26 protein-coding genes are annotated in these 24,398 nt (G+C 70.7%); 15 read left to right on the top strand and 11 right to left on the bottom strand.

Annotation, left to right across the window (positions count from 1 at the left end; genetic code table 11):
* Window positions 1-52 precede the first annotated feature (52 nt).
* From tsaB to ACZ68L_RS22695, 6 genes are all read left to right on the top strand, one after another.
* Window positions 53-715: a tRNA (adenosine(37)-N6)-threonylcarbamoyltransferase complex dimerization subunit type 1 TsaB gene (tsaB, locus tag ACZ68L_RS22720; RefSeq protein ID WP_469579627.1), complete on the top strand. Its 663-nt coding sequence runs from the start codon at window positions 53-55 to the stop codon at window positions 713-715.
* Window positions 712-1,215 carry a ribosomal protein S18-alanine N-acetyltransferase gene (gene rimI, locus ACZ68L_RS22715; RefSeq protein WP_365690025.1) on the top strand — a complete coding sequence of 168 codons (504 nt, stop codon included), beginning with the start codon at window positions 712-714 and terminating at the stop codon, window positions 1,213-1,215. Before tsaB ends, rimI begins: the two co-directional genes overlap by 4 nt.
* Window positions 1,215-2,315, top strand: a complete 1,101-nt coding sequence (gene tsaD, locus ACZ68L_RS22710) for a tRNA (adenosine(37)-N6)-threonylcarbamoyltransferase complex transferase subunit TsaD (RefSeq protein ID WP_469579624.1) — start codon at window positions 1,215-1,217, stop codon at window positions 2,313-2,315. Before rimI ends, tsaD begins: the two co-directional genes overlap by 1 nt.
* Window positions 2,312-2,590, top strand: coding sequence for a hypothetical protein (locus ACZ68L_RS22705; RefSeq protein WP_469579622.1), 279 nt, complete (start codon window positions 2,312-2,314; stop codon window positions 2,588-2,590). Before tsaD ends, ACZ68L_RS22705 begins: the two co-directional genes overlap by 4 nt.
* Before the next feature lie 560 nt (window positions 2,591-3,150).
* The gene (locus ACZ68L_RS22700; RefSeq protein ID WP_469579620.1) at window positions 3,151-3,516 is read left to right on the top strand and encodes a YciI family protein; all 366 of its coding nucleotides are present in this window, start codon (window positions 3,151-3,153) and stop codon (window positions 3,514-3,516) included.
* A 41-nt stretch (window positions 3,517-3,557) separates the two neighbouring features.
* Window positions 3,558-4,829: an RNA polymerase sigma factor gene (locus ACZ68L_RS22695; protein ID WP_469579618.1), complete on the top strand. Its 1,272-nt coding sequence runs from the start codon at window positions 3,558-3,560 to the stop codon at window positions 4,827-4,829.
* Window positions 4,830-4,858: 29 nt separating this feature from the next.
* Here ACZ68L_RS22695 and ACZ68L_RS22690 read toward each other — a convergent pair whose 3' ends face one another.
* Window positions 4,859-5,479: a class I SAM-dependent methyltransferase gene (locus ACZ68L_RS22690; RefSeq protein ID WP_469579617.1), complete on the bottom strand. Its 621-nt coding sequence runs from the start codon at window positions 5,477-5,479 to the stop codon at window positions 4,859-4,861.
* 247 nt (window positions 5,480-5,726) lie between these two features.
* On the opposite strand from ACZ68L_RS22690, the gene ACZ68L_RS22685 reads away from it, so the two are divergent.
* Window positions 5,727-6,239 (top strand): hypothetical protein, encoded by a 513-nt coding sequence (locus ACZ68L_RS22685; protein ID WP_469579616.1) that lies wholly within the window; start codon window positions 5,727-5,729, stop codon window positions 6,237-6,239.
* A 94-nt stretch (window positions 6,240-6,333) separates the two neighbouring features.
* On the top strand, window positions 6,334-6,699 hold the full coding sequence (locus ACZ68L_RS22680; protein WP_351077933.1) for a hypothetical protein: 366 nt from the start codon (window positions 6,334-6,336) through the stop codon (window positions 6,697-6,699).
* A gap of 16 nt (window positions 6,700-6,715) precedes the next feature.
* Here the strand turns inward: ACZ68L_RS22680 and ACZ68L_RS22675 are convergent, their stop codons facing one another.
* Window positions 6,716-8,002: a THUMP-like domain-containing protein gene (locus ACZ68L_RS22675; protein WP_469579614.1), complete on the bottom strand. Its 1,287-nt coding sequence runs from the start codon at window positions 8,000-8,002 to the stop codon at window positions 6,716-6,718.
* A gap of 115 nt (window positions 8,003-8,117) precedes the next feature.
* On the opposite strand from ACZ68L_RS22675, the gene ACZ68L_RS22670 reads away from it, so the two are divergent.
* Window positions 8,118-9,110 (top strand): polysaccharide deacetylase family protein, encoded by a 993-nt coding sequence (locus ACZ68L_RS22670; protein ID WP_469579612.1) that lies wholly within the window; start codon window positions 8,118-8,120, stop codon window positions 9,108-9,110.
* Between the two features lie 214 nt (window positions 9,111-9,324).
* On the opposite strand, the gene ACZ68L_RS22665 is transcribed toward ACZ68L_RS22670, so the two are convergent.
* Entirely contained in the window at window positions 9,325-9,807 is a 483-nt protein-coding gene (locus ACZ68L_RS22665) for a DUF6234 family protein (RefSeq protein WP_469579610.1), read from the bottom strand.
* Between the two features lie 340 nt (window positions 9,808-10,147).
* Here ACZ68L_RS22665 and groES point away from each other — a divergent pair, with 340 nt between their 5' ends.
* Complete coding sequence (gene groES, locus ACZ68L_RS22660; RefSeq protein ID WP_018101172.1) at window positions 10,148-10,456, top strand: co-chaperone GroES; 309 nt, start codon at window positions 10,148-10,150, stop codon at window positions 10,454-10,456.
* Window positions 10,457-10,556: 100 nt separating this feature from the next.
* Window positions 10,557-12,179, top strand: a complete 1,623-nt coding sequence (gene groL, locus ACZ68L_RS22655; protein WP_469579608.1) for a chaperonin GroEL — start codon at window positions 10,557-10,559, stop codon at window positions 12,177-12,179.
* Between the two features lie 122 nt (window positions 12,180-12,301).
* On the opposite strand, the gene ACZ68L_RS22650 is transcribed toward groL, so the two are convergent.
* From ACZ68L_RS22650 to ACZ68L_RS22630, 5 genes are all read right to left on the bottom strand, one after another.
* Window positions 12,302-13,330 carry a hydroxyacid dehydrogenase gene (locus ACZ68L_RS22650; RefSeq protein WP_469579606.1) on the bottom strand — a complete coding sequence of 343 codons (1,029 nt, stop codon included), beginning with the start codon at window positions 13,328-13,330 and terminating at the stop codon, window positions 12,302-12,304.
* Between the two features lie 35 nt (window positions 13,331-13,365).
* The gene (locus ACZ68L_RS22645) at window positions 13,366-14,220 is read right to left on the bottom strand and encodes a carbohydrate ABC transporter permease (protein ID WP_376222237.1); all 855 of its coding nucleotides are present in this window, start codon (window positions 14,218-14,220) and stop codon (window positions 13,366-13,368) included.
* The gene (locus tag ACZ68L_RS22640; protein WP_469579605.1) at window positions 14,217-15,110 is read right to left on the bottom strand and encodes a carbohydrate ABC transporter permease; all 894 of its coding nucleotides are present in this window, start codon (window positions 15,108-15,110) and stop codon (window positions 14,217-14,219) included. The genes ACZ68L_RS22645 and ACZ68L_RS22640 overlap by 4 nt, the downstream gene beginning before the upstream one ends.
* Window positions 15,110-16,438, bottom strand: coding sequence for an ABC transporter substrate-binding protein (locus ACZ68L_RS22635; protein WP_469579603.1), 1,329 nt, complete (start codon window positions 16,436-16,438; stop codon window positions 15,110-15,112). Before ACZ68L_RS22635 ends, ACZ68L_RS22640 begins: the two co-directional genes overlap by 1 nt.
* Window positions 16,439-16,697: 259 nt before the next feature.
* Window positions 16,698-17,780 (bottom strand): LacI family DNA-binding transcriptional regulator, encoded by a 1,083-nt coding sequence (locus ACZ68L_RS22630; RefSeq protein WP_469579601.1) that lies wholly within the window; start codon window positions 17,778-17,780, stop codon window positions 16,698-16,700.
* A 198-nt stretch (window positions 17,781-17,978) separates the two neighbouring features.
* Here ACZ68L_RS22630 and ACZ68L_RS22625 point away from each other — a divergent pair, with 198 nt between their 5' ends.
* A complete protein-coding gene (locus tag ACZ68L_RS22625) occupies window positions 17,979-19,508 on the top strand; it encodes a right-handed parallel beta-helix repeat-containing protein (protein ID WP_469579599.1) in 1,530 nt (509 codons plus the stop codon).
* A gap of 8 nt (window positions 19,509-19,516) precedes the next feature.
* Here ACZ68L_RS22625 and ACZ68L_RS22620 read toward each other — a convergent pair whose 3' ends face one another.
* The gene (locus tag ACZ68L_RS22620; protein ID WP_469579597.1) at window positions 19,517-20,290 is read right to left on the bottom strand and encodes an SDR family NAD(P)-dependent oxidoreductase; all 774 of its coding nucleotides are present in this window, start codon (window positions 20,288-20,290) and stop codon (window positions 19,517-19,519) included.
* A gap of 70 nt (window positions 20,291-20,360) precedes the next feature.
* Window positions 20,361-21,035, bottom strand: coding sequence for an MOSC domain-containing protein (locus ACZ68L_RS22615; RefSeq protein ID WP_469579763.1), 675 nt, complete (start codon window positions 21,033-21,035; stop codon window positions 20,361-20,363).
* A 90-nt stretch (window positions 21,036-21,125) separates the two neighbouring features.
* Here ACZ68L_RS22615 and ACZ68L_RS22610 point away from each other — a divergent pair, with 90 nt between their 5' ends.
* The gene (locus ACZ68L_RS22610) at window positions 21,126-22,016 is read left to right on the top strand and encodes a LysR family transcriptional regulator (RefSeq protein ID WP_469579595.1); all 891 of its coding nucleotides are present in this window, start codon (window positions 21,126-21,128) and stop codon (window positions 22,014-22,016) included.
* Window positions 22,017-22,100: 84 nt separating this feature from the next.
* Here ACZ68L_RS22610 and ACZ68L_RS22605 read toward each other — a convergent pair whose 3' ends face one another.
* Window positions 22,101-22,433: a WhiB family transcriptional regulator gene (locus ACZ68L_RS22605; protein ID WP_469579592.1), complete on the bottom strand. Its 333-nt coding sequence runs from the start codon at window positions 22,431-22,433 to the stop codon at window positions 22,101-22,103.
* Between the two features lie 413 nt (window positions 22,434-22,846).
* Between ACZ68L_RS22605 and ACZ68L_RS22600 the strand changes: the two genes are divergently transcribed.
* Window positions 22,847-23,458 (top strand): response regulator transcription factor, encoded by a 612-nt coding sequence (locus ACZ68L_RS22600; protein WP_003948568.1) that lies wholly within the window; start codon window positions 22,847-22,849, stop codon window positions 23,456-23,458.
* 297 nt (window positions 23,459-23,755) lie between these two features.
* Window positions 23,756-24,331, top strand: coding sequence for a sigma-70 family RNA polymerase sigma factor (locus ACZ68L_RS22595; protein WP_093893485.1), 576 nt, complete (start codon window positions 23,756-23,758; stop codon window positions 24,329-24,331).
* Window positions 24,332-24,398 lie beyond the last annotated feature (67 nt).

Raw genomic sequence — 24,398 nt, 5'->3', positions numbered from 1 at the left:
GGACGCCGTACGGGACGCCGTGCCCCCGTCGGAGGAGCCGTAGGCTGTTTGCGTGCTCTTGCTCGCCGTGGATACCGCCACCCCCGCCGTCACCGTCGCCCTTCACGACGGAAGCTCCGTCGTCGCCGAGTACGGCCAGGTCGACGCCCGAAGGCACGGGGAGCTGCTGCTGCCCGCCGTCGACCGGGTCCTCGCCGAGGCCGGGATGAAACTCAACGCCGTGACCGACGTGGTCGTGGGTGTCGGCCCCGGCCCGTACACCGGGCTGCGGGTCGGCCTCGTCACGGCCGCGACCTTCGGCTCCGCCCTCTCCGTGCCCGTGCACGGGCTGTGCACCCTGGACGCTCTCGCGTACGCCGCCGGGCAAGGCGGCCTGGAGGGCCCGTTCGCCGTCGCGACGGACGCCCGCCGCAAGGAGGTGTACTGGGCGCGATACGAGGACTTCCGTACGCGTGCCACGGAGCCCGCCGTCGACCGGCCCGCCGACATCGCCGAGCGGCTCGCCGGACTTCCCGTCGTCGGCGCGGGCGCCGTGCTCTACCCGGAGGCATTCCCGGACGCCCGGGGCCCCGAGCACGTCGGCGCCGGTGCGCTGGCCGCCCTCGCCGCCGAGCGCCTGGCCGCGGGCGCGGAACTGCTGCCGCCGCAGCCGCTCTACCTCCGCAGGCCCGACGCCCAGGTCCCGAAGAACTACAAGGTGGTCACCCCCAAGTGACGAGCACGACTGCCGTACTGCGCGAGATGCGCTGGTGGGACATCGATCCGGTGCTGGAGCTCGAACACGAGCTGTTTCCGGACGACGCCTGGTCGGCCGGCATGTTCTGGTCCGAGCTGGCGCACTCCCGCGGTGCGCGGGCCACCCGCCGCTACGTCGTCGCCGAGGACCCCGTCACCGGCCGGATCGTCGGCTACGCCGGGCTCGCCGCGGCCGGTGACCTCGCCGACGTACAGACCATCGGTGTCACCCGTGACCACTGGGGCGGCGGCCTCGGCTCCGAACTCCTCGGCGATCTGCTGAAGCACGCCACGGCCTTCGAGTGCGCCGAGGTGCTCCTCGAAGTCCGCGTCGACAACACCCGGGCGCAGAAGCTGTACGAACGCTTCGGCTTCGAACCGATCGGCTTCCGCCGCGGCTACTACCAGCCGGGCAACATCGACGCACTCGTCATGCGCCTGACGGTGCAAGAGCCCGTACAAGAGACAGAGACTGACTGATGGCTGACGAACCGCTCGTACTCGGCATCGAGACCTCCTGCGACGAGACCGGCGTCGGCATCGTCCGCGGTACGACGCTGCTGGCGGACGCCGTGGCGTCCAGCGTCGACACGCACGCCCGCTTCGGCGGCGTCGTCCCGGAGATCGCCTCCCGGGCGCATCTGGAGGCGATGGTCCCCACCATCGAGCGCGCCCTGAAGCAGGCCGGGATCAGCGCCCGCGACCTCGACGGCATCTCCGTCACCGCGGGCCCCGGACTCGCGGGCGCGCTGCTCGTCGGCGTCTCGGCGGCGAAGGCGTACGCGTACGCGCTGAACAAGCCGCTCTACGGGGTGAACCACCTCGCCTCGCACATCTGCGTCGACCAGCTGGAGCACGGCCCGCTGCCCGAGCCGACGATGGCGCTGCTGGTCAGCGGCGGCCACTCCTCGCTGCTCCTCGCACCGGACATCACCAACGACGTACGGCCGCTGGGCGCGACCATCGACGACGCGGCGGGCGAGGCCTTCGACAAGATCGCCCGGGTGCTGGATCTCGGCTTTCCCGGCGGTCCGGTCATCGACCGGCTGGCGAGGGAGGGCGATCCGAAGGCGATCGCGTTCCCGCGCGGTCTGAGCGGTTCGCGCGATCCCGCGTACGACTTCTCCTTCTCCGGTCTGAAGACCTCGGTGGCCCGCTGGATCGAGGCCAAGCGGGCGGCGGGCGAGGAGGTACCGGTGAGGGACGTGGCGGCGTCCTTCCAGGAGGCCGTCGTGGACGTGCTCACCCGCAAGGCCGTCCGGGCCTGCAAGGACGAGGGCGTCGACCACCTGATGATCGGCGGCGGCGTCGCGGCCAACTCGCGGCTGCGGGCGCTGGCCCAGGAGCGGTGCGAGCGGGCCGGCATCCGGCTGCGGGTGCCGCGGCCGGGGCTGTGCACGGACAACGGCGCGATGGTCGCGGCGCTGGGCGCGGAGATGGTGGCCCGGGGCAGGCCGGCGTCGGACCTGGAGCTGTCCGCGGACTCGTCGCTGCCGGTGACCGACCCGCACGTCCCGGGTGCCCACGCGCACGATCACGACCACGTGCACGAGATCAGCAAGGACAACCTGTACTCATGAGCGGCACGGGCGGTACGACCGTCGCGCTGATGTGGGAGGCCCGCGCCGTCGACGGCAGGGGCCCCGAACTCCTGGAGTGGGCGCGCGCCCGCGCGGCCGAGCTGGCCCGCGAGCCGCTGCGCCGCGAGCTGCTGCGCGCCCCGAAGGACCGGGTCCTGGTCATCACCTGGTGGGCGGCGGCCTACGGCGACGAGCTGCCCGAACTCCCCGAACCGGCCGCCGAGTTGATCACCCGTCCGGTGCACCGCTGGCGCTTCGAGTCCCTGGGGTCGTAGAGGCTCGCGGACGGGGGAGTACTCGGGGCGGGGCGAGCCCCTCGGCGGGAGGGGCCCTTCGGCCGGGGGCGTCGCCGTGGACATGGCTCCGGACCACCCGGTACGCGCGCACCGACCCGGGCGGGCTCCCCGGTCTGCAGCATCGGCATCGGGATGTGCTTCGTACCGCTCGGCACCGCGGCCACGACCGGTGTCGCGCCCGACGAGGCGGGGATGGCCTCCGGGCTGCTGAACAGCTCCCGCCGGGTGGGCGGCTCGCCGGGACGCGCGGTGCTGGTCACCGTCGCCGCACAGGTCACCGGTGGCGGGGACCGGCCGGCCGATCCGGCGGCGGGGTACGCGGCGGCGTTCCGGTCTGCGCGGGGCTGCTCGCGGCTGCGGCGCTGGTGGCCCTGGTGCTGCTCCCGGCACCGGAACGGACCGCTGCGGTGGCCGCTCCGGTGGCCGCTCTGGAAGATTCTCAGAAGAATTCCATGGGAGCTGTCGATCCGGGTGTCTCCCGTTCGACGCAAGGGTGAGAGGCGGGGAAGGACCCCGCCCCTTCCGACCGAGGAGTCACCATGCCCCGCTTCATGTCGCTGATCCGCATCGACGAGCAGAACATCCCCTCCGAGAACCCGGGCCCCGATTTCGAGAAGCGCATGGGCGCCCTGTTCGAGGAGATCACCAAGGCCGGGGTCATGCTGGAGACGGCCGGACTCACCCCGACCTCCCAGGGCACCAGGGTCACCTGGTCCGGCGGCAGGCTCAGCCTGACCGACGGCCCCTTCACCGAGACCAAGGAGGTCGTCGGCGGCTACGCCATCCTCCAGGTCAAGGACAAGGCCGAAGCCCTGGAATGGACCAAGCGGTTCCTGCAGATCCACCCGGAGAGCTGGACCGTCACCTCCGAGGTCCGGCAGATCGACGAGGCCCCGGGCATCTGACCGGCCCCGTTTGCCGCGCCCCCGTACCGCTGCTCTGATGGGTGACCGTGACGGCAGCAAGTGCGAGGACGACGGTCGAAGCGGTCTTCAGGATCGAGTCCGCGCGGATCATCGCAGGTGTCACCCGCATCGTGCGGGACGTGGGCATCGCCGAGGAACTCGCGCAGGACGCCCTGGTGGCCGCGCTGGAACAGTGGCCGGAGTCGGGTGTCCCGGACCGGCCGGGCGCCTGGCTCATGGCCACCGCCAGACACCGCGCGATCGATCTCGTACGCCGCAAGGAGACGTACGCGCGCAAGCTCGCCGAGGTGGGGCGGACCCTGGAGGACGTGCCACCGCCCGAGCCCGCGGAAGCGGACGACATCGACGACGATCTGCTCCGGCTGATCTTCACCGCCTGTCATCCGGTGCTGTCCACCGAGGCCCGGATCGCCCTCACCCTGCGGCTGCTCGGCGGACTCACCACCGAAGAGATCGCCCGCGCGTTCCTGGCCCCCGAACCGACCGTCGCCCAGCGCATCGTCCGGGCGAAACGGACCCTGGGCCGGGAGGGCGTCCCCTTCGAGGTGCCGTACGGACCCGAGCGCGCCGCCCGCCTCGCCTCCGTGCTCGACGTCATCTATCTGATCTTCAACGAGGGGTACGCCGCGACCGCGGGCGACGACTGGCTGCGGCCGACGCTGTGCGAGGACGCGCTGCGGCTGGCCCGGGTGCTGGCCGCCCTGATGGAACGGGAGGCGGAGGTCCACGGCCTGGCGGCGCTGCTGGAACTCCAGGCCTCACGCACCGCCGCCAGGACCGGGCCGGACGGAGCGCCGGTGCTGCTCGCCGACCAGAACCGGGCCCGCTGGGACCACCTGCTGATCCGGCGCGGCGTCGCGGCCCTGGAACGGGCCGTGGCGGCGACGGAGGAGGGTGCCGGGCTCGGCCCGTACACCGTGCAGGCGGCGATCGCCGCGTGCCACGCGCGGGCGGTGACGTACGAGGACACGGACTGGAGCACCATCGCCGCGCTCTACGGCCGCCTCGCTGCGATCGCGCCGTCCCCGGTCGTCGAGCTCAACCGGGCTGTCGCGGTCGCGATGGCCGAGGGCCCCGCGGCCGGCCTCGCCCTGGCCGACGCCCTGGCCGACGATCCGGCGCTCAGGAACTACCACCTGCTGCCCAGCGTCCGCGGGGACCTGCTGGCCAGGACGGGCCGTACGGACGAGGCACGGGCGGAGTTCGTACGGGCGGCCGGACTGACCCGCAACGCACGGGAACGCGCGCTGCTCCTGGACCGCGCCGCCCATCCGGACCGCGCCGGGCGATGAGTTCCGGGCGCCGGGCCGGGCCACGCGGGTCAGGGGGCGGCGATCCCCATCGAGTCGGCCGCCATCGGCTTCGGGGCGCCCTTCGCGTAGAACACGTCGAGATCGACGATCGTGAACCCCGCGGCCGCCAGCATCTCGGGGATCGGCCGGGTCAGATGGCACCCGCCGAAGAGCCGCCGCTCCAGTGGATCGAGGCGGCGCTGCCAGCGGCGTACGTCCTCGTCCTCCTCCGGCGCCAGCCCGTGCTCCAGGAAGTGCAGGGTCGCACCGGGTTTGAGGACCCGCCGCACCTCGCGCAGCGCCGCGTCGGCGTCGGGGATGGTGCACAGCGCCCACGTCGAGAGGGCGCCGTCGAAGGTGTTGTCCTCGAACGGCAGGTACTGACTGTCCAGGCAGGCGCGCCGCACCAGGGCGTGCCCCGCGTCGATGCGGTCCCGGGCCAGCTTCCAGCCGAGATCGGACGGCTCGACCGCGGCCACGTCGGTGACGGCCTCCGGGTAGAACGGGACGTTGTGCCCGGAGCCGAACCCGATCTCGATGATCTCGCCGTACAGGCCTTCGCAGACCCGGCGCCGCAGCGGCTCGAACGCCTTCGAGCGGCCGGCGGCATCGGCGATCCGGGGCACGATCCGTTCGGCATAGAACCCCATCGTGAACCTCCGTGTGTTCCTTCCCAGCATGGCACCCCGGCGGCCCCGACGCACCGTGCCGTCCACAGGTGCGCACGGTCGATAGGGTCTGGCCCATGTTCAGCCGCGCACAACTGCCGCCGCCCCCACCATCCGTGGAGATACGTTCCTGGCCCGACCGCGAGGCGCTGCTCGCCGACCGGGCCGTGGTGCTGGGGGAGTTGGTGAAGAGGCATGTCTCCCCGGCGCGGCTGGTGACGCTGTGGCTGTGGGGGCGCTCTGCGCGGTCGGCTGGTCGTTGGTGGGCGCGGCGCTCATCACGTTCGAGGAGACCTACGACATCTTCAGCGCCGTGCTCGCCTTGATCCTCGCCGGAATGGGGGCCTGCTGCGCGGTGCCCGCGGTCGTCTTCGTCGTCGTCGGGCTGTGCCGCGACAGTGAGATCCGCCGACTGCTCGTGGCCTGGGGCGGGTTGGACCGCGATCCGGTGCGCGACGCGCGGCTGAGGATGCCGGGCGTCAGTCTCGTCTGGCTGCTGCTGTCCTTCGCGCTGTGCGCACTCGGGCTGTACACCTGCATCGCGGTCCCGGCGACCGACGAGGCGGCCCGGGGCAGTCTCGGCCTCGGCGCCCTCGTCATGGGACTCGGGATGACCTGCTGGATCGTCGGACTGATCGGCGTCACCAAGGCTTTCGCCCACCGTCGTTGGGTGCTGCGGGTACTGGTCGGGGCGCCCGCCCCGGAGCCGCTGTTCTCCGCCGGGGGCGGCGCGCACCGCTGACGGCCTCGCCCACGATGGTCAGGGGCGTCGCGGCGTCGTGAGCCCGGACCTATCCTGGCCGGATACATGAGTCACGCAGGGGGAGGAGTGTCGCATGGAGTGGTACTGGTGGGTGCTCATCATCTTCTGGACGGGCGGCTTCGGATGGGCCGTCGACAACGTCCGTACCGCACTGCGCAACCGGCACAGCCGCAAGCTGGAGCTGCTGGAGGCGGCCAGGCAGGAGCGGCTGGCCGTCGAAGCGGCCCACAAGCCGCCGGAGCCGGTCTGCGGCTGCACGCACCATCTCGCCAAGCACGACAAGCGGGGCAGGTGCCATGAGCGGGTCGAGGTGCCGACGGCCTGGGACGAGGCCAAGAAGCCGGTCCGCTTCGAGGCGGGCCAGTGCAACTGCCAGCAGTACGTGGGTCCTCAGCCACTCTCCCAGGTGTATGCCGAGGACCTGACGGACCTGGCCTGACGGCCGCCCCCGCCGGTCAGGCGGGACCGGTCAGCGGGTGGCCGATCAGCATCGTCGGGGCTCCGGCCACCCGGGTGAGGAAGACCGTCGCGGCGTTCGGCCCCTGGAGCTTCATCCTGCGGCGCAGCTCCTCCGGCTCGACGGCCGAGCCGCGCTTCTTCACGGTCAGGACGCCGACCTTCCGCTCCCGCAGCAGCGCCTTCAGCTTCTTCATGTTGAACGGCAGCCGGTCGGTGATCTCGTACCCGGTGGTGTACGGGGAGTCGTACAGCTCGTCGCTGGTGACGTACGCGATGGTCTCGTCGATCAGCCGGCCGTCGCACCGCGCCACGATGTCGGCGACCAGATGGGCGCGGATGACGGCGCCGTCCGGCTCGTACAGATAGCGGCCGACCGGGCCGACGGGCGGGGCGGGCAGTGGGGCCGCGGACCACAGCGAGGCGCCGGCCGGCAGCACGGTGGCGCGGTAGGAACCGGCCGTGAAGCCCTCGCCGAACCAGAGCACCGCCTCCTTCACATCGCCGCCGTCCGAGATCCACTCGGCCTCGGCCCGCGCCGGGATCGCCTCGTGCGGGATGCCGGGGGCGATCTTCAGCGCGGCGCGCGGGGCCCCGAGTGCCGCGCCGGTCGCCCAGGAGAGCGGTGGCGAGTACGCCTCGGGGTCGAAGATCCTGCCCCGGCCGCCGCGCCGCGCCGGATCGACGAAGACCGCGTCGTACGGCGAGGTGTCGATCCCGGTGACATCGGCGCGGCGCACCTCGATCAGACCGTCCAGACCGAGCGCGGCGGCGTTGGCACGCGCCACCTCGGCGGTCAGCGGATCGCGGTCCACGGCCAGGACCGGGATGCCCGCCCGCGCGAGCGCGATCGCGTCGCCGCCGATCCCGCAGCAGAGGTCGGCGACGCTCCGCACCCCCGCCGCCACGAACCGCTGCGCGCGATGGGTGGCCACCGAGGTACGGGTCGCCTGCTCGACGCCGTTCGGCGTGAAGAACATCCGGTACGCGTCCTCGGCGCCGAATTTCGCCACCGCCCGCTGCCGCAGCCGCGCCTGCCCCAGCGCGGCCGACACCAGGGAGGCCGGGTGGGTGCGGCGCAGCCGGGTGGCGGTGGCGAGCTCCTGGGCGGGGTCGTACGAGCGCAGCCCCTCCAGCAGCGCCGCGCCCTCCGGGGTGCGCAGGGCCATGAAGGCGGCGAGCGGGTCGGCGTCGGACGGGGCGTCGGCGCCGGGCCGGCCGTCGGCGTCGGACGGGTCGGGGGCGTCGGACGGGTCGTTCGGGGCGAGAGCGTTCACCCGTCCCATTGTGAGCCAGGCGGGTTGACCGGCGGACCCGGCGGCGGTGTCGCACCCCGGGGTCCCTCACGGGCTGGCAGGATGCGACGCCATGTGACTTATGCGACAAAAGGAAGAATTAAGCATGGAAAGGCGACAATCGGGCACACTCGATGCCGGTGCGCGCCGGGCTCCCGGCGCGCACCGGCCGGCCCGCGTGGTCCTGGCCGTACTCCTGCTCGCCGCCGTCGGCTCGGGCTGTGCGTCCGCAGCCGGCGGCCGGGGCGACGCGGACACCGAGCACCGGGCCCGACCCTCCGCCGGACACCCGGGCGGTCCCGGGCAGAAGGCGGGCCCCGGGCAACCGGCCGAACAGGGCCGCGCGCCCGCCGGATCCCACGAGAACGCGAAGTTCGCCCCGGCCGTACGGGCGGCCCTCGCGAAGAAATGGGGACTGGGCGGGCCGCCGTTGGTCGCACCCCCGCCGCCCGCGGTGAAGCCGCACCTCACCACCCGGGAGGGGTTCGAGGTCAAGGGCGGCGACGACTCGCTGCCGCCGGTGTTCACCACCGTCCCGACCAAGGACCGGGTCGTCTTCCTGACGATGGACGACGGTGCCGAGAAGGACCCCGAACTGCTGCGGATGATGGACGAGCTGGACATCCCGTACAGCGCGTTCCTCAGCGACTACGAGGTGAGAGACAACTACGGCTACTTCGGCGAGGCGCAGCGGCTGGGCGTATCGCTCAACAATCACACGCTCAGCCACCCCTACCTGCCCGGCCTCTCCTACAGCGGGCAGAAGCGCGAGATCTGCGGCCAGCAGGACATCATCGAGAAGCAGTTCGGCAAGCGTCCGACCCTCTTCCGCCCGCCGTACGGCAACTACAACGGGGACACGCTCCGCATCGCGAAGTCCTGCGGCATCAAGGCCGTGCCGCTCTGGAACGAGGAGGCGTTCCCGGACCACATGGAATGGCGCGAGGGGGACCAGGACCTGCGCCCCGGCGACATCATCCTCACGCACTTCCGCGGCCGGAAGGAGTGGAGCGGCAGCATGACCGACCTGGTCCGCGCGGTCATGAAGACCATCACGGACAAGGGGTACGCCGTGGCCCGGCTGGAGGACTACGTATGAGGAGGGCGCACCGGCTGCTCGCCGGACTGCTGACAGCCGGTGCGCTGCTGACCGCCACCACCGCGTGCGCGCAGTCGGTGGATCCGATCGAACGGCTGGGCCGCAAGGCCGCGCAGAAGATGACCCGGCCGCGGCCGGCGCCCGAGGCCGGCCCGCGGGCGCGTCCGCGCGGCGATCACGGGGCGCTGGGGTCGCTGGTCGTCGTCGCCTGCCCTCAGCCGCCGGAGTCCAGGCACTCGTGGTTGTCGCCGCCGCTGAGGCACTGGTGGCCGGACCGGCCTGGATCGTACGAGGGTGCGGGGGCCGGTGCCGGGTGCGAGCGGCGGTAGTCCTCGTGCCCGGTCAGTACCGTGACCAGGCACAGCAGCAGCGCGGCCAGGACCTGGATGCCGCCCGCCCAGGGCCAGTTCGAGCGGATCAGGACCACGGCGAACAAGGAGACCACCGCGGTGATCCCGCCGAAGACGAGGACGGGCCTCCAGTCCATCGGCGGCGGACCGGGCGTCTCCCGGCCGTCGAGGTCCAGTCGCGAGACCGTCAGGGAGTAGGCGGCGACCGCGCAGATCAGCCCTTCCAGGGCCACCAACAGCAGACCCAGCAGCACGTCGAGGCAGCCGTTCACGGTGCGCGAGGGGTGCTGCGCGGCCCAGGGGCGGGGCGGCAGCGGGTTCGACGGTCCGTGCGGAGGTTCGAGCATGAACCCACGGTCGTACGGAACGGTTCGGTCCGTCCCCGCGTTGTCCTCATGGTGCCCGGACTGTTGCCCGGACTGTTGCCCGGACTGCTGTGCGGACTGCTGTGCGGGGGTGGGGAGCGGCGGGGATGGGCAGGGTCACCGGCACGCCACGACTGGCTGAATTGGCACTCCGCTTGACCGAGTGCTAATCCCGGTCATAGTCTCGGTGCTGGCACTCACCACTGGAGAGTGCCAGCAGTACTGTGCGACTGGCAGGTCCGGCACCCGCGACGACGGATCCACCTGATCGCCACCCAAAGACTCTTAACCCCGTGAGATCTCCGAAGGGGGAGACCGGATCGTGTCGACCGCCAGCTCCAAGGTTGCGATCAAGCCGCTCGAGGACCGCATTGTGGTCCAGCCGCTCGACGCCGAGCAGACCACGGCCTCCGGCCTGGTCATTCCGGACACCGCCAAGGAGAAGCCCCAGGAGGGCGTCGTCCTGGCCGTGGGACCGGGCCGCTTCGAGAACGGCGAGCGCCTGCCGCTCGACGTCAAGACCGGCGACGTCGTGCTGTACAGCAAGTACGGCGGCACCGAGGTGAAGTACAACGGCGAGGAGTACCTCGTCCTCTCGGCTCGCGACGTTCTCGCGATCATCGAGAAGTAATTCACCCACGTTTGCTTCTGTTCTGCGCCCCTGGCCCCCTGCGAACTAACCAGCCGGGCGGTCGGGGGCGCAGTTCATTTGAGAGGAAAGCTCAGCTCCCATGGCGAAGATTCTGAAGTTCGACGAGGACGCCCGTCGCGCCCTTGAGCGCGGCGTCAACAAGCTTGCCGACACGGTCAAGGTGACGATCGGCCCCAAGGGCCGCAACGTCGTCATCGACAAGAAGTTCGGCGCTCCCACCATCACCAACGACGGTGTCACCATCGCGCGCGAGGTCGAGCTCGACGACCCGTACGAGAACCTCGGCGCCCAGCTGGTGAAGGAAGTGGCGACCAAGACCAACGACGTCGCGGGTGACGGTACGACCACCGCCACCGTGCTGGCCCAGGCGCTCGTCCGCGAGGGTCTGCGCAACGTTGCCGCGGGTGCTTCCCCGGCCGCCCTGAAGAAGGGCATCGACGCCGCGGTCAAGGCCGTGTCCGAGGAGCTCCTCGCGACCGCCCGTCCGATCGACGACAAGAGCGACATCGCCGCCGTCGCCGCGCTCTCCGCGCAGGACCCGCAGGTCGGCGAGCTCATCGCGGACGCGATGGACAAGGTCGGCAAGGACGGTGTCATCACCGTCGAGGAGTCCAACACCTTCGGTCTGGACCTCGACTTCACCGAGGGCATGGCCTTCGACAAGGGCTACCTGTCCCCGTACATGGTGACCGACCAGGAGCGTATGGAGGCCGTCCTCGACGACCCGTACATCCTGATCCACCAGGGCAAGATCGGCTCGATCCAGGAGCTGCTCCCGCTGCTGGAGAAGGTCATCCAGGCCGGTGGCTCCAAGCCGCTGCTGATCATCGCCGAGGATGTCGAGGGCGAGGCGCTGTCGACCCTCGTCGTCAACAAGATCCGTGGCACCTTCAACGCCGTCGCGGTGAAGGCCCCGGGCTTCGGTGACCGCCGCAAGGCCATGCTCGGCGACATCGCCACCCTCACCGGTGCGACCGTCATCGCCGAGGAGGTCGGCCTCAAGCTCGACCAGGCCGGTCTGGACGTACTGGGCACCGCCCGCCGCGTCACCGTCTCCAAGGACGACACGACGATCGTGGACGGCGGCGGCGAGCCCGGCGACGTCAAGGGCCGGGTCAACCAGATCAAGGCCGAGATCGAGGCCACGGACTCCGACTGGGACCGCGAGAAGCTCCAGGAGCGCCTCGCGAAGCTGGCCGGCGGCGTGTGCGTGATCCGTGTCGGTGCCGCCACCGAGGTGGAGCTGAAGGAGAAGAAGCACCGTCTGGAGGACGCCATCTCCGCGACCCGCGCCGCGGTCGAGGAGGGCATCGTCTCCGGTGGTGGCTCCGCCATCGTCCACGCCGTCAAGGTCCTCGACGGCAACCTCGGCAAGACCGGCGACGAGGCCACCGGTGTCGCGGTCGTGCGCCGCGCCGCGGTCGAGCCGCTGCGCTGGATCGCCGAGAACGCGGGCCTGGAGGGTTACGTCATCACCTCGAAGGTCTCCGAGCTCGACAAGGGCCAGGGCTTCAACGCCGCGACCGGCGAGTACGGCGACCTGGTGAAGGCCGGCGTCATCGACCCGGTCAAGGTCACCCGCTCCGCGCTGGAGAACGCCGCGTCCATCGCGTCGCTGCTGCTCACGACCGAGACGCTGGTCGTCGAGAAGCCGGCCGAGGAAGAGGCCGAGGCCGGCCACGGCCACGGCCACTCGCACTAGCGTGTAGCTCCACCTGCCACTGAGGCCCGGTACCCCGTCGCGGGGTACCGGGCCTCGGCATGTGCGGCGCCCTTGGGCCGGGGACGCCGGCGGGGTGGTGCGGGCAGGGTACGGAGCCCGCGTCAGGCCGAGTGCGGCAGCACCTCCGGCAGCACCGGGTCCGCGAAGGGCAGACCCCGTACGTACCGTTCCGTCTCGTCCAGCGCCTGGTCGGCCATCCGGTGCAGCTCATCGCCCAGCGAACCCGCGACATGCGGCGTGAGCAGTACATTCGGCAGGTCGTACAACGGCGAGTGTGCGGGCGGGAGTTCGGGTTCCGTCACATCCAGCACCGCGTGCAGCCGACCGGCCGTCAGCTCCGGCAGCAGCGCCTCCTCGTCGACCAGCGAACCCCGCGCCGTGTTGATCAGCGTCGTCCCGGTCGCCATGGCCGACAGCTGAGCCGCGCCGATCAGATGGCGCGTCTGAGGAAGCTGCGGCGCGTGCACCGAGACGACCGAGCTGCGCGCGCACAGCTCGTCGAGCGAGCTGAGCCGTACGCCCAGCCGCGCCGCCTGCGGCTCGTCCACGTACGGGTCGTACAGCAGGACCTCCAGATCGAAGGGGCGCAGCAGCTCGATCACGCGCCGGCCGATGCGGGAGGCCCCGATGATGCCGACCGTACGGCGGTAGTTGCCGGAGCCGTCGAGTTCCGCGAGCCAGTCGTGGTCGGCGCGCAGGGTGCGGTAGCGGTCCGCGGAGCTCAGGACCCGCTTGCCCGCGAAGAGGATCGCGGCGAGGGTGAATTCGGCGACGGGCAGCGCGTTGGCGCCGGCCGCCGAGGTGACGGCGAGCCCGCGCTCCCAGCAGGCGTCGGTGATGTGGTGCTTCACGGAACCCGCCGCGTGCACCACGGCGCGCAGCCGGGGCGCGGCCGACAGCACCTCGGCGGTGAGCGGAGTCGCGCCCCAGCAGGTGAACAGCACCTCGGCATCGGCGAGCGCGGCGGCCACCTCGGGCGTCGGGTCGGCCAGGTCGTGGGCGACGAGGTACGGGTCGGTGCGGGTGAGGGCGGCCAGCCGGGTGCGATGGCGGTCGGCGAGCAGGCGGTCGGCGACGTCGGGGCCCATCGCGAGCAGGGCCGTCGGCCGGTTGTCAGTGGCGTGGGACATGGTGGGACTCGTACTCCTCAGGGCTCGCGCGGTGGTCACTTGACGCTGCCGGCGGTCAGACCGGCCTTCCAGTGCCGTTGCAGCGAGACGAAGGCGACGATCAGGGGGATGACGGCGAGGAGCGAGCCGGTGACGACGAGCGGATAGAAGCTCGGCTCGCCATGGGTGTTGGTGTTCCAGGAGTACAGACCGAGGCTCAGCGGGAAGAGCTTGCGGTCCGAGAGCATCACGAGGGGGAGGAAGAAGTTGTTCCAGATCGCGGTGAACTGGAAGAGGAAGACGGTCACGAAGCCCGGCATGACCATGCGCAGGCCGATGGACCAGAAGACGCGCAGCTCGCCGGCCCCGTCGATACGGGCGGCCTCCAGGGCCTCGTTCGGTATGTAGCCGGTGCTGAACACCCGGGCGAGATACACGCCGAACGGGTTGACCAGCACCGGGATCAGCACGGACCAGTAGGTGTTGACCAGGCCGGTCTTGGAGGCCAGGAGATACATCGGCAGGGCGAGCGCCGTGGTGGGGACGAGCACGCCCATCAGCACGAGGCCGAACAGCTTCTCCTTGCCCCGGAACTCGTACTTGTCGAAGGCGTAGCCCGCGGCGACACAGATCAGCGAGCAGACGATCGCCCCGCCGCCCGCGTAGAGGAGGCTGTTGAGGTACCAGCGGAAGTAGATCCCGTCGCCGTAGGAGGCCAGGTTCGACAGGTTCTCGCCGAGGTTGAAGCCCTCGAAGGAGAACGCGTTGCCCGCGAGCAGACCGCCGGTGTCCTTCGTGGCGGCGGTGACCAGCCAGACGAGGGGGAAGAGCATGTAGACGACGGCGAGCAGCAGGAAGCCGTTGACCGCGGTCTTCGACATCCAGCGGCCGCGGGAGGCGGGGGAGTTCATGCTTTCTTGCCCTTCCGGCCGGTGAAGCGGGTGACGACGAAGGACAGCAGCGCGGCCGTGAGCGCCAGCAGGATGGAGGCGGCCGCGGCGAGACCGTAGTCGTTGCGTTCGAAGGCCGCGGTGTAGGCGTACATGTTCGGCGTCCAGGTGGAGGAGACGGCGGAGCCGGTTCCCTTGTTGAGGATCAGCGGCTCGGTGAACAGCTGGAGCGAGCCGATGACCGTGAACAGCGCGACCATCACGACCGAGGCGCGGATCAACGGCACCTTGATGCTGAGCGCGACGCGCCAGGCACCGGCCCCGTCGACCGTGGCCGCTTCGAGCACGGAGCGGTCGATGGCCTGCAACGCGGCGTAGAAGATCACCATGTTGTAGCCGAGCCACTCCCACAGGGCGATGTTGACGACGGAGGGGAGGGCACCCTCGGGCGAGAAGAAGTCGAAGCCGATTCCGCCGGATTCCATGGCGCTGACCACCGGGCTGAGCTGGGGTGTGTAGAGGTAGACCCAGATCAGCGCGGCGATGATGCCGGGCACGGCGTGCGGCAGGAAGAGCGCGAGCTGGAAGAACCTGCGGGCGCGGGCCAGCGCGGAGTCCAGCAGCAGGGCAAGGGCGAGGGCCCCGACGAGCAGCAGCGGAATGTAGAAGAGGCAGTATCCGAGGAGTACGCCGAAGCCCTCGCGGAACGCCGGGTCGCCCAGGGCCGCCGTGTAGTTGTCGAGTCCGCTGAAGACGGTCTCGGTGCCGCCGAAGCCCAGGCCGGACTGCTTCTCGGTGAACAGGCTGAGCCAGACCGCGTATCCGATCGGCAGCACCATGACCACGGTGAACAGTACGAAGAAGGGCCCCAGCAGGATGGCGGCGGCTCTGGTCGTCCGGGCGCGCTTCATCAGCCTGCGTCCTCGACCTTCAGACCGCGCTTCTTCAGCTCGGCGACCGTGGCGTCGTGCCCGGCCCGCACCGCGTCCTTGATGGTGGTGCCGCCACTGGCGACCTTGCCGAACTGGTCCTTCATGGTGGTGTTCGTGGTGCCGGTCGTCGGGCCCCAGTTCCAGTTCGGGCCGATGGACGTCGCGGCGCCCTCGAACACCTGGTAGATGTCCTCGCCGCCGTAGAAGGCCGCGTCGAAGGCCTTCTTCGCCACCGGGCGCAGCGCCGACGCGGCCGGGAAGGCGCTCGAAGTGCCGGACTCGATGCGGGCCTTGATGCCTTCCTCGGTGGTCGACATCCAGGTGGCGAACTCGACCGCGGCCTCGGCCTTCTTGCTGGTCTTCGTCACCGCGAAGGTGGAGCCGCCGAGCATGCCGCTGGCGGGCTTTCCGTCCCAGCTGGGCATCGGGGCGACGGCCCACTTGCCGCTCTGCTCGGGCAGCGTGCCCTTGAGGACGCCCGCGCCCCAGGCGGCGCCGAGGTAGCCGACGGTGCCGCCGTTCTTGAGCGAGTTGGTCCATTCGGGACTGAACGAGGCGTTGGCGCGGATCAGGTCGTCGTCGAGCAGGCCCTGCCAGTAGTCGGCGACCTTGTTGGTGGCCGCGTCTGCCGTGCTCACCTTCCAGGTGTCGCCCTCGGGCTTGTACCACTGGGCGCCCGCCTGCCAGGCCATCGCCTGGAACGTGGTCGGGTCGTCGGGGAAGAAGGTGCCGATGCGGGCGTTCTTGTCGGCCTTCTTCACCTTCTCGGCGGCCTTGCGGAAGTCGGCCCAGGTCGTGGGGACCTCGACGCCGTACTTCTCGAACAGGTCCTTGCGGTAGTAGAAGGACTGCGGGGAGGCGTCGAACGGGACGGCCCAGTTCTTGCCGCCGAGCGTGGTCAGTTCGACCGCCTGCGGCAGCAGCTTCTTGCGGATGTCGTCGGTGAAGTACTGGCCGATGTCCTGGAGCGCGCCCTGGCTGACGTACTCCGGAAGCTGCGGGTACTCGATGGAGACCAGGTCGGGGGCGTTGCCCGCCTTGACCGCGTTGGAGATCTTGGCGTAGCCGCCCGCGTTGCCGGACGGGATCTCCTCGTACACCACCTTGATGTCCTTGTGCGAGGCGTTGAACGCGTCGACGACCTCCTTGGACCCCTTGGCCCAGCCCCAGAAGGTGATGCTGACGGGCTTGCCGTCGCTTCCGGCGGCGGCATGGTCGTCGCCGCTGCCGCCACAGGCCGTGAGAACGGCGAGGGCGGTGGCGGCGCCGACTACGGCGAGGGACGTTCTGCTCGAACTGCGGCTCACAGCGAAGCTCCTGAACAGGCGGCGACATTGGCGTTGGCCGTGATCCTTGGACCAGCCGTGACCGAAGTCAAGAGCGAAAGAGCGATTGATCGAAAAAAGATCAGATAAGTTGCGTACGGAAGTGGGTGGAATGCCCTGCGTGAGGGGTTCGCGAGTACCGAGGGAACACCGGCTCCGGAGCTCGTTCCGAAGTCGCCGTCGCGGTCGCCGTCGCCTGCGCCTGGGCCCGACGGGCGCAGGCCCACCGCCCGTCCGCGGCCTACGGGAGGGGTGCCCCGCACGAGTCCCTGACCCGCAGCTGCGGCAACAGTGTCAGATGGCGCCGGGGCGCGCCCGCACCCTGGCCGAGCCGCTCGACCAGCAGTTCCGTGGCATGGCGGCCCACGTCGCGCTTGGGCGGCGCCACCGCCGTGAGCGGGGTGTCCGCGAGCGCGGCCACCTCGTCGTCGTAGGCGATCAGCGCCAGGTCGTCCGGCACCCGTACGCCCAGTTCGGCCAGGCGCTGCACGACCTGGATCGCGTCCACGTCGTTGTGGATCAGCGCCGCCGTCGCCACGCCCGAGCGGACCGCCTCGCGCAGTGCCCGCACGGCCTGTTCGAAGGCGTCCGGGGCGAGTTCCGCCGGTACGGACTCGATCACGTCCTGCGGTGCGCCCAGTCCGAGCAGGGCCAGGGCCTCCGCGTACCCGGACCGCACCGCGACGGCCGTCGGGGAGTCCGCGCGGGCCATGAGCAGCGGCGCCCCGTGCCCGAGGTCCACCAGGTGGCGTACGGCGAGCAGCACCCCGTGCGCGTGGTCCGAGCAGACCCGGTCCAGGCCGTCCAGCGGGGAGCCCGCGGTGGGTCTGCGCTCCAGCAGGACGGTCGGCACCGGCAGCGAGGCGATCCAGTCGCCGAACGCGGCGGGATCGCCGGGGTGCTGCCAGCCCGGGGCGACCAGCAGGCCCTCCGCTCCGGCGGAGAGCAGGCCCTCGGTGCGGGCCTGGTCCTCCTGCGGCCGGTAGTCGGAGATCCGCAGGATCAGCCGGGCCCCGGCTCGGGCGGCCGCCTCGTGGGCCCCGCGGATGACCTCCGCGAAGTAGTACGTCGACGAGGGTGCGAGCATGCCGAGGACCATGCCGCTGCCGGGCCCAGCGGCGGACGCGGGGGCGGCGTCCTGCGGCCAGGAGACCGAGCCGTGGACCCGGTCGAGCAGGCCCCGGCCGGCCAGCTCCTCCACGTCCCGGCGCACGGTGACGGGCGAGACGCCCAGCTGCGAGGCCAGGTCCGAGACCCGGGCCGAGCCCCGCTCCCGTACCAGTCCCAGCAGGCGGTCATGACGTTCAGCAGCACTTTCGCGCACGGCGGCAGTCCCCTCGCAGTGTGTGGCCCGGCCCCCGGTCCGGCCGGTGCCGGGGACGTTCTCCGACCCTAGAGCAACGTGATCGAACGATGGGAGTTTCGATCATTCAAAGGCAATCCATTGACGTTCGATCAATCCGAGTCCAGGATTCCGGCGATGCCGACTCGTCCCGTCCCTGACTGTTCGTACGGAGGAATTGTGAGACATCGCGTCACCGCCGCGGCGCTCGTGGCCCTGACGGCCGCCGCCGGGCTGACCGTCGCCGGTCAGAGCGCCGCACAGGCCGCACCCGCCGGCCGCACCTTCCATGTCGACTGCGCCGCCGCGCCGGCCGGTGCCACCGGAAGCAAGCAGCACCCCTGGACCACGCTCGCCGAGGCCAACACGCACACCTACGGACCCGGCGACCGGCTGCTCTTCAAGCGCGGCGCCACCTGCACCGGCACCCTCGCCCCGCAGGGCTCCGGCTCCGCCCGCGCCCCGTTCACCATCGCCGACTACGGGAACGGCCCGGCCCGCGCCAGGCTCGACGGAGCGGGCGCCCACGATGTCGTCCTGCTCTCCAACACGCAGTACGTGCACCTGAAGGCCCTGGAGATCACCAACGCCGACAACCCCGGCAGTGAGCGCAACGGCGTCCGCATCCGCCTCACCGACTACGGCGTCGCCCGCGGCTTCGGCCTCTCCGGCCTCTACATCCACGATGTGCGCGGCGGCGACTACAAGACGGTGTCCGGTTCCAGCGCGATCCATGTCGCGGTCGAGGGCACGGCGAAGGCCAGCTGGTACGACGGCCTGGACATCGGGCACAACCGCATCGAGGACGTGGACCGCGAGGGCATCTACTTCAAGTCGACCTTCTCCAAGCGCGATCTGGTCGGACAGCAGCAGGACCCGAACGTCTACCCGGGGGAGTGGACGCCCAGCACCGGAGTCCGCATCCACCACAACACGCTGAAGTCCCTGGCCGGCGATGGCATGAAGCTCGACACCACCAGCGGCGCCCGCGTCGACCACAACCGGGTCGACGGCTTCCAGCTCCGATCGCCCTCCGCCAACGCGGGCATCTGGACCTTCAACACCGACGACACGACCGTCGAGTACAACGAGGTCTCGGGCGGCGGAAACACCCACGACGGGATGTCCTTCGACGCCGACGGTGCCTCGCAGAACACGGTCTTCCAGTACAACTACAGCCACGACAACAAGGGCGGCTTCCTGCTGATCTGCCCGTACAGCGGCGCCAGGACCATCGGCACGGTCGCCCGCTACAACGTGAGCCGTGACGACGGCGCCCGCCTGATCCAGAACTGCTGGGGCCCGATCCTCGGCACGGAGATCTACAACAACAGTTTCCACAACAAGGACCAGATCCCCGGATACCTCGTCCAGGACGACGCCGGCAGCCCGGCCACCACCCAGCACGAACTGGCCATCCGCAACAACGTCTTCGTGAGCGAGGGCGTCGGCGGCTACGCCTTCAAGAACCCGACGGCCGGGCTCTCCTTCGACCACAACGCCTTCTACGGCATCGACATGACTCGCCCGAACCCCGGCGGCATCACGGCCGACCCGAAGCTCCGGGCCGACTTCCGGCTCGGCGCGGGTTCGCCCGCCCTCGCCGCCGGAGCCGTCATCGAGAACAACGGCGGCAAGGACTACTTCGGCAACGTGCTGAAGCCCGGCGCCCCCGACATCGGCGCCTACGCGGGCCGGGGAGTGCGGTAACCGACCGCTCACTGAGGACCGTACTTGCGGCCTGTCTTGGAGGTGACCCCTCCGAGCAGGCCGCGCGGCGTCAGCTTCACGAGCCCCATCAACGCCTTGTACCGCGGGTCCGGCACCGAGACCGACTTGCCGCGTGCCAGGTCCACCAGGGCCGCCGCCACGAGCTTGTCCGCGTCGAGCCACATCCAGCCGGGGATGTTGCCGGTCCCCATCCCGGCCCGCTGGTGGAACTCCGTCCGTACGAAACCGGGGCACAGCGCCATCAGCCGCACCCCCGAACCCGCCAGGTCCTTCGCCGCGCCCTGGGTGAACTGCACGACCCACGCCTTGGAGGCGCCATACGTCCCGCGCGGCACGAACGCCGCCACCGAGGCCACGTTGACGACCCCGCCGCGCCCGCGCTCCCGCATCCCGGCCGCAGCCGCCGAGGTCAGCCGCAGCACCGCCTCGCAGTGCACCTTCAGCATGGTCAGCTCGTCGGCCATGGGCACGTCCAGATAACGGCCCTTGTTGCCGAACCCGGCGTTGTTGACCAGCAGATCGACCGGTTGGTGAAGGTCCGTCAAGCGGTCCTCGACCGCGGCGATCCCCTTGTCCTCGGACAGGTCGGCCCGGAGCACCTCGGCCTCGATGCCGTGCCGGTCGTGCAGCTCGGTCGCCTGCTCGCGCAGCCGCTCGGTGTCGCGTGCCACCAGCACCAGGTTGTGCCCGTCGGCCGCCAGCCGCCGCGCGAAGGCGGCTCCGATCCCCGCGGTCGCGCCCGTAATCAGTGCAGTCGTCATACGCGGCACGTTAGTGCCTGTCCGGCGGATCACGGCCGGTCGGGCACCGGCGCCCCGCGCACCCCCGCGATCAGCCGCCCGCCGCCTCCTTCTCCACGTACTTCAGCGCGGCACTCAGCGTCTCGGGATGCAGAGCGTCGCGCGCCGCGAGCAGCTCCGGGAGCAGATCGCGCCGCGTCGTCGTGGCCCGGAACTCCAGGTCCACGGTGACGTCGTGGGCGGGCCGGTGCACGATCTCGACCGGGTCCCCGGCACGGATCGCGCCCGGCTCGATCACTCGCAGATACGCGCCGGGGGCGGCCGCCCGCGTGAACCGCCTGACCCAGCCGCGCTCGTCGAGATGAGCGGCGAACGTGCGGCACGGAATCCGGCTCGACGCGACCTCCAGCACCAGTTCCGGGCCGATCCGCCAGCGCTCGCCGATCCTCGCGCTGCTCACGTCCAGCCCGCTGGTCGTCAGATTCTCGCCGAACGCGCCATTGGGCAGTGGCCGGCCGAGCTCCCGCTCCCAGGCGTCGAGCTCCTCACGGGCGAAGGCGTACACGGCCTGGTCGGAGCCGCCGTGATGACGCAGATCGCACACCGCGTCCCCGGCCAGTCCGCTGCCGCCGGTGCCCTTGGGGCCTGGGTCGGTGACCCGTACCGGGCCGTCGACCGGCTGCTTGTCGATCCCGGTCGCGCCGCCGGGGGCGTCGGTGTAGTCGACGGTCCTGGGCCGTCCCACGTTCACGGTGAGCAACTTCATCGGCTTCATGCGGGAAACGCTAACCAATCGAGTCCCAAAGATGCATGCCAATAATTCGCATGTGATCCAAGAGTGTCTTATGGTTGAAGGGTGATCGAAGCCCGTCATCTCCGTGTCCTGCGCGCCGTGGCCGCCACCGGCTCGTTCTCCGCCGCCGCCCGCGAACTGGGCTGCACCCAGCCCGCGGTGAGCCAGCAGATGAAGGCGCTGGAGGCCTCCGCGGGGACCACCCTGCTGATTCGTACGGGACGCGAGATGCGGCTCACCCAGGCGGGCGAGGCCCTCGTCCGGCACGCCTCCGGCATCCTCGCCGGGCTCACCGCCGCCGAGGAGGAGGTCGCCGCGATCGCCGGACTACGGGCCGGCCGGGTCCGGCTGGTCTCCTTTCCCAGCGGCAGTTCCACTCTGGTCCCCTGCGCCCTCGCCGCGCTGCGCGCGGCCCACCCCGGCACCCGGGTCTCCCTGGTCGAGGCCGAGCCGCCGCGCTCGGTCGAGATGCTGCGCGAGGGCGACTGCGACATCGCGCTGGCGTTCCGCTACGGCGTCCCCGGCGCCGAGTGGGACGACCTGGTCGTGCGCCCGCTGCTCACCGACCGGCTGATCGGCCTGGTCCCCGAGGGGCACCGGCTGTCCGGTTCGGCGGTGGTCGGCATCGCCGAACTGGCCGAGGAGCCGTGGATCGCGGGCTGCCCGCGCTGCCGCCGCCAGCTGGTGGAAGTCTGCGAGGAGTCCGGCTTCACGCCCCGGATCGACTTCGCCACCGACGACTACCCGGCGGTCGTCGGTCTCGTCGGCGCCGGGCTGGGGGTGGCCGTACTGCCGGAGCTGGCGATCGAGTCGGTGCGTCCCAAGGGGGCCCGCACGGTGACGGTGGAACCGGCCATCGAGCGCGAGATCGTCGCCCTGACCCTGCCCGACCTGGCCCAGGTGCCGGCGGTGGCGGCCACCCTGGACCGGCTGTCCCTGGCCGCCGCCCGTTGAGGGGCCTGCCTGTGGCCCGGCCCCCCTCGGTGGCCGGGTGAAGTGCGGAAACGATTTTCTAGTTGGTGGGCGGGGCGGGCGGTGTCAGCCGTGCCCCGACGGGGACGGAACGCCCGACGGCGCCGCCGCGATCAGGCGATTGCGGGCCCGCCCCATGAGCTCCTCGCGCTCGTCCTCGGTCAGTCCGCCCCATACTCCGTAGGGTTCTCGTACCGCGAGTGCGTGGGCCGCGCACTCGGCACGTACCGGGCATCGCATACAGACCTCTTTTGCCGAGTTCTCGCGGGCGCTCCGTGCCGCCCCGCGTTCACCCTCCGGGTGGAAGAACAGCGAGCTGTCGACCCCGCGGCAGGCCGCCAGCAGTTGCCAGTCCCACAGATCGGCGTTGGGTCCGGGAAGGCGGGAGAAATCTGCCATTGCTTGTCCCCTCGAAACCATGCTGCGTCGGAATCGTCGTTGTCGTCCATTGGTGACCGTGTTCATGACATTCACATCTACGGTGTAAGTAGATGTAAATATGACTGATTGCGAATCTAGCCACAGACACCAGCAAAAGGGAAGAAAACCCGCTAAATGGGGCATATCTTGATGTGAAGTTTCGGTTGACTGTTGGACGATCCGCGCCGCTCTCCTCTGTGCACGCGTCCTCACGTAGAGTGCCGATCCCGGCCGTCCGACCCGTAACTCTTTCGAGTGACCATCGTTGAGAGGGCGGAGGCGGTTGACAGAAAAAGCGATCGGGCAGGTGTCCGAGAGCGTCAACCGCTCAGGTGACGACTTGTAACAGCCTGGAGGCTCAAGGTGACGCGCATCAGCTGCGGAGGACGGTCATGACATCCGTCCTCGTCTGCGACGACTCCCCGCTTGCCCGAGAAGCGCTTCGTCGCGCGGTCGCGACCGTGCCCGGCGTCGAGCGTGTGACGACGGCGGCCAACGGCGAGGAAGTCCTCCGCCGCTGGGGCGCCGACCGTTCGGATCTGATTCTGATGGACGTACGCATGCCCGGTCTGGGGGGTGTGGAGACGGTCCGGCGGCTGCTCTCCGCCGATCCCGGCGCCAGGATCATCATGCTGACCGTCGCCGAGGACCTGGACGGTGTCGCGCTCGCGGTCGCCGCCGGGGCCCGCGGCTATCTGCACAAGGACGCCTCCCGTGCGGAGTTGCGGGCCACCGTCACCCAGGCGCTGGCCGATCCGACGTGGCGGCTCGCCCCGCGTCGGCTGCGGTCGGCCGAGATGGGTGCGGCGCCGACGCTCACCGCGCGTGAGATCCAGGTGCTCGAAGGAATGAGCCACGGCCGCTCGAACGCCGAGATCGGCCGTGAGCTGTTCCTCTCCGAGGACACGGTGAAGACGCACGCCAGGCGTCTGTTCAAGAAACTCGGTGCCTCGGACCGGGCGCACGCCGTCGCGCTCGGCTTCCGCTGGGGCCTGGTCCGCTGAGGTCCTGCCATGGCCGGCAGTCGTGCGGTTCCCCGTCCGCCCACCGGCGGACGGGGTGATGTGACCGACGTGCGCGGGGCGGGCTCCGCCCCGCCGGTGGTGCCCCCCGCGCCGACGGTATGTGACGCTTCCCGGCCGATGCCGCATCCTTGAGACGTGGAGTTCCTCGGGAACGATTCGGTCAAGGGGAAGGGGAGGGCGCAGGACATGACTTCCGGCGCACCCGCTCATAACGCTTCGGTGCACAACTACGGACGTGGCGGAGCGGAAGACGCGGCTCCGAGGCACCATGGTCCGATGCGCGACGACGAGACGACGGTGATCGGTGCACTGGTGCACCGTGCTGTCGAGGGGGACGCGCAGGCCACCCATGATCTGCTGGCCCATGTCCACCCCCTCGCGCTGCGCTACTGCAGGTCCCGGCTGAACCGGCTGCCCGGTGATGCCCGTCACTTCGTGGAGGACCTGGCGCAGGAGGTCTGTGTCGCGGTGCTGATGGCGCTGCCGCGCTACAAGGACACCGGCAGGCCCTTCGAAGCCTTCGTCTTCGCCATCGCGGGCCACAAGGTCGCCGATCTCCAACGGGCCGCCATGCGCCACCCGGGATCGACGGCCGTGCCCTCCGACGAGATGCCCGAGCGCCCCGACGATTCACTCGGTCCCGAGGAGCGCGCCCTGCTCAGCAGCGATGCCGCCTGGGCCAAGAAGCTTCTCGCCAACCTCCCGGACAACCAGCGCGAGCTGCTCGTTCTGCGGGTCGCGGTCGGCCTGACCGCGGAGGAGACCGGACAGATGCTCGGCATGTCACCGGGTGCGGTCCGGGTCGCCCAGCACCGGGCGCTGAGCAGGCTGCGGGCCCTCGCGGAGCAGTGAGCCGGCTCCCGCCGCGGTCCGTACGAAGCTACAGAACCTCTAGGTGATCTTGCTCGTGGAATGAGAC

This window comes from Streptomyces sp. NPDC104309, assembly GCF_055584025.1.
The sequence above is the reverse complement of the archived record's forward strand: the minus strand, read 5'-3'. Positions and strand labels throughout refer to the sequence as shown.